This window comes from Thioclava sp. UBA3469, from assembly GCF_002378135.1.
Lineage (GTDB): Bacteria > Pseudomonadota > Alphaproteobacteria > Rhodobacterales > Rhodobacteraceae > Thioclava > Thioclava sediminum.
Genome location: NZ_DFRG01000159.1, coordinates 1 through 4132 on the forward strand (window position 1 = coordinate 1; position 4132 = coordinate 4132).

General features: G+C 63.9%; 4 protein-coding genes. 1 reads left to right on the forward strand and 3 read right to left on the reverse strand.

Annotated elements, in window-relative coordinates:
- Positions 1–144 precede the first annotated feature (144 nt).
- The 3 genes from B3D39_RS12225 to B3D39_RS12235 form a co-directional block, all read right to left on the reverse strand.
- Positions 145–477 (reverse strand): DUF6280 family protein, encoded by a 333-nt coding sequence (locus B3D39_RS12225; RefSeq protein WP_075773874.1) that lies wholly within the window; start codon positions 475–477, stop codon positions 145–147.
- Between the two features lie 399 nt (positions 478–876).
- The gene (locus tag B3D39_RS12230; protein WP_274961553.1) at positions 877–1608 is read right to left on the reverse strand and encodes a YgfZ/GcvT domain-containing protein; all 732 of its coding nucleotides are present in this window, start codon (positions 1606–1608) and stop codon (positions 877–879) included.
- A 50-nt stretch (positions 1609–1658) separates the two neighbouring features.
- Entirely contained in the window at positions 1659–3359 is a 1701-nt protein-coding gene (locus B3D39_RS12235) for an ABC transporter ATP-binding protein (RefSeq protein ID WP_274961562.1), read from the reverse strand.
- A 196-nt stretch (positions 3360–3555) separates the two neighbouring features.
- Between B3D39_RS12235 and B3D39_RS12240 the strand changes: the two genes are divergently transcribed.
- Positions 3556–4132, forward strand: a 577-nt coding sequence (locus B3D39_RS12240) for a pyridoxal-phosphate-dependent aminotransferase family protein (protein WP_286789734.1), incomplete at its 3' end; no start/stop codon positions are given.

Sequence of the window (4132 nt, forward strand, 5' to 3'; positions counted from 1 at the left end):
GACCGGGAAACTCTTGCCACCGACGAGGCACGCAAGGCGTCTCTTTAGATCGCTGAGAAAAACACACCCAAGAAATTCAAAACGGCGCGCCCTGTGGGGCGCGCCGTTTTGTGTATCCAACTGTCGCCGTGGCGCCTGACAGGATCAGGCGGCTTCGGCCTCGTGCTCGTCCGAAATCGCGGCGAGGCGGCGTTCGCTTTCTTCGCGCGACAGAGCGACCGACGTGCGGACACCTTTGCCGACGAATTCCATCAAACCCCGGACGACGCGCTCGTTCGGATCGATGCCGGCGCAGGACAGAACTTCACGACCATCGCGCGAGCGTGCCCAGCGGGCGATCTGCTCGGGACCGTTGCCGTATTTCTTGTCGTCTGCAATCGCATCATCCAGCGCCGCGAGAACCACAGCGGCGAACAGTTTGCGGGCTCGTTGGCCCTGCTCGTAATTGAAGGCCGAGCCGTCAACGAAATCGCGCATTCTTCCGTCCTTTGTTATTGCTCTTGCGTTTCCTGGCGTGAGGGCCATCTAGGCCGTTCGGCCCCCGATTCGATATGCCTTGGGTCACATGGCAGGTATGCGTCTGGCGCATATCACCTTTGCCGCTCACCAAAAGCTAGGCCCCTCACAAGGGATCGCAATGCACGCGAAATAAGCGTGTGCCGCTGGAATTCAAGGCCGGCTATTTGCGAAGCGCGAACGCACAAAGGCCTAGATGGTCTCCTAAGTGATTGAAATTGCGCTCTATTGATGGTCTTCAGATTGCGCGAATTCGTTCGTATTACGAAGGATTTCTTGCGGTCGTTTCCTCTGCGTCACGATGTTCCGTAAAACGCATGGATGGGGCTTGCGCTTTCCGAAACATTTGATCCTCGCTGGTCATAAATAAGTGACCACCGCGTCACCCGCCGACATCTCGCCCGATGCGCGTCCGAGGCGCAGATAGGCGATCGCGCGATCGCCCGAACGGGTGAAAAGACGCCCGACGCTGCGCCCGTCGGAAGTGATCTCGGTTCCCGGCTCGGCAGCGCCTTTGACATCGACCGTGACGAAGCCTTTGCGCAGCTCGGTCTTGTGCTTCATCCGCGCGGTGACTTCCTGGCCGACATAGCAACCTTTGCGGAAATCGACGCCGTCCAGCCGATCGAACCCGGCCTCGAGGATGAACGTGTCGGGGGTCAGCTCGATACCGGTCTGAGGGATGCAATGCGCAACGCGGATCGCGTCCCAATCGGTGCCGTCATCGCCCGCTTTGTCCCCGTAGAGCCGCCAGCCCATGTCGGGATGGCGCGGATCGGCCAGCGCGCCCTCGGGCGCGGGCCCGGTGCCGCGATAGACCTTCAGATCGGAGGGGGCGATCGCGACATCGGCCCGCAGCTTGTAGATGCCCAGCCGCTTGATGGTCGCCTCGGCGATGCTGGCGTCGATATCGAGCACGATCGCCTCGCCCCGCGCGAGTAGGAAGAAATCGGCAAGGTATTTGCCCTGCGGCGTCAGCAGGGCGGTATAGACCAGCCCGTCTTTTACGTGGCTCACGTCGTTCGTCACCAGCCCTTGCAGGAAGTGCTCGCGATCCGTACCGGTGATCTCGTAGAGAATGCGCTCGGCCATAGAGGTCTCCTTTCCCCGCCCTTGTAGGCAGCCGGGGCGGGAATGCCAACTCAATCGAGAAGCTGCATCCGGCACAGCCCTGCATAGGGCCCGTCCTTGGCCAGCAGCTCGTCATGCGTGCCCTGTTCGACGACCTGACCCTCGACCACCACCACGATCTTGTCGGCGTTGCGCACGGTCGACAGGCGGTGGGCGATGACCAGCGTCGTGCGGCCCTGGCTCAGGTCCGCCAGCGCCTGCGCTACCTTGGCCTCGGACACGGTGTCGAGGGCGGAGGTCGCCTCGTCGAGCAGCAGGATCGGCGCGTCGCGCAGCACGGCGCGCGCGATGGCTACCCTCTGGCGTTGCCCGCCCGAGAGCGCCGAGCCACGCGGGCCTGCGCCGGTATTGATGCCGTTCTGCAGAAGGTCGGTGAATTCCGTCACATGGGCCGCTTCGAGCGCGGTCTGGATATGATCGGGATCGATCTCTTGCTGCCCGAGCAGGACATTTTCGCGGATCGTCTCGTCGAACAGCGCGGAATCCTGCGACACGGTCGAGAAATGCTGACGCAGTTCGGCAAGGCCGAGAGCGTTCAGCGGCGTGCCGCCCAGCTTGATGCTCCCGCTATCGGGATCGACGAGCCGGGTCAGCAGGTTGAACACGGTGGTCTTGCCCGCGCCCGAGGGGCCGACAAGCGCGGTGGTCTGGCCGGGTTCGGCAACGAAGCTGAGGCCGCGCAGAACGTGCTTGTCGCCGTAATGCAGATGCACGTCGTCGAACTCGATCCGGGTGGTTTCGGGCAGGGCGGCAGGCTGCGCGGGCGAGGTGATCGCGGGTTGCGTGTCGAACAGGCGATAGATCCGCTCGAGGCTCGCCGCTGCCGTCTGCCATGCGCCCGCGGAATTCGCGAGACGGCGCAGTGGCTGGAAGGCCAGCGCCATCGCGGTGAAGAAGGACATGAAATCGCCGACGGAGCGCTCGCCCGCCAGAATCTGCTGGCCGCCGAGGATCAGCACCACGAAGAAGCCCAGCCCGGTGATGATGTCGATCATCGCGGGCACCAGACCCGAGATGAAGGTGGTCTTGATCTGGGCGATGCGGACCTCGTTCACCAGACGGGAGAAACGCCCCGCCTGATACTCCTCGATCCCGTTGAGCTTCACGGCGGCGATGCCGTGGAAGACCTCGTCGAGCCGCGTCGCGCGTTCGGAAGAGCTTTCGCGCATCTGCCGCGTCTTGCGCCGGATATAGCGCTGCGCCATCGCGACCGGCAGGATCAGAAGCGGCGCGCCGATCACCGCGCCCAGCGTCCAGCCGGGATCGATGGCGACCGCGACGCCGAACAGCGAAATCAGCGAGACCGCGTCGCGCCCGGTGCTGGAGATGAAGATCTTCCACACGTTCTGCACGGCGGAGGTGTCGCCCTGCACCCGTTCGATCAGCGCGCCGGGCGGATTGGCCTGATAGAAATGCTGGTCGAGCCGCAGCATGTGCCGGAACAGGTCGATCTGCATATCGCTAGAGGTGCGCAGCGAGACGCTCGTCATCACCGTGCGCGAGGCCACCGAGGTCACGGCGCGGATCAGGAACAGCCCGAAGATCGCGGCGCCGACCCACCAGATCAGATCGCTTTCGCCTTGCACGAAGACCTTGTCGAAGAGCGGCTTGAGCATCCAGCTCAGCGCGCCCAGCGTCGAGCCTTCGATCATCAGAAGGACCATCGACACACCGATCATCGGCCAGTGCTTGAGCAGATAATCGCGCCACATACGGCCCGCGAGGTGTTTCGACGTGTAAGGATTTGCAGTCTTGGCCACGAGGCACCATGCGATAGGCGTGCCATTCGGCACGCGGTTAAGCCCGTGAATTACCGCGAGACAGGGGGCGCGTGCAAGCCGGGCGCGAGATTGACGCGGCGGGCGGGCGGGATTACCGATTGTCCGTTGTGCCAGACGGAGATACCCGATGAGCCTTGCCCAAGGTCGCCCCTACCTCGCCATTCCCGGCCCCTCGACGATGCCTGACCGTGTTCTGGCCGCGATGCATCGTCCCGCGCCCAATATCTACGAAGGCGAGATCGAGGAGATCGCGGCGCGGGTCGCGGCGAACCTGCGTCGGGTGGCGATGTCCTCGTCCCATGTCGCGATCTATATCGCCAACGGGCACGGCGCTTGGGAGGCGTCGATCTCCAACGTGTTCTCGCGCGGCGACAAGGCGCTGAGCCTCGTGACCGGGCGCTTCGGCAATATCTGGGCGCGCAACGCGGCCACGATGGGCGTGGACGTTCAGCGGCTGGAATTCGGCATCAAGGCCCCCGCCGATCCTGCAAAGGTCGAAGAGGCGCTGCGGGCCGACAAGCCCCACGAGATCAAGGCCGTGCTGCTCACCCATGTCGATACCGCGACCTCGGTGGTCAATGACGTGGCGGCGATCCGCGCGGCGATCGACGCGGCGGGCCACCCAGCGCTCTTGATGGTCGATTGCATCGCCTCTCTGGGATGCGACGAGTTCCGGATGGACGATTGGGGCGTCGACGTGATGG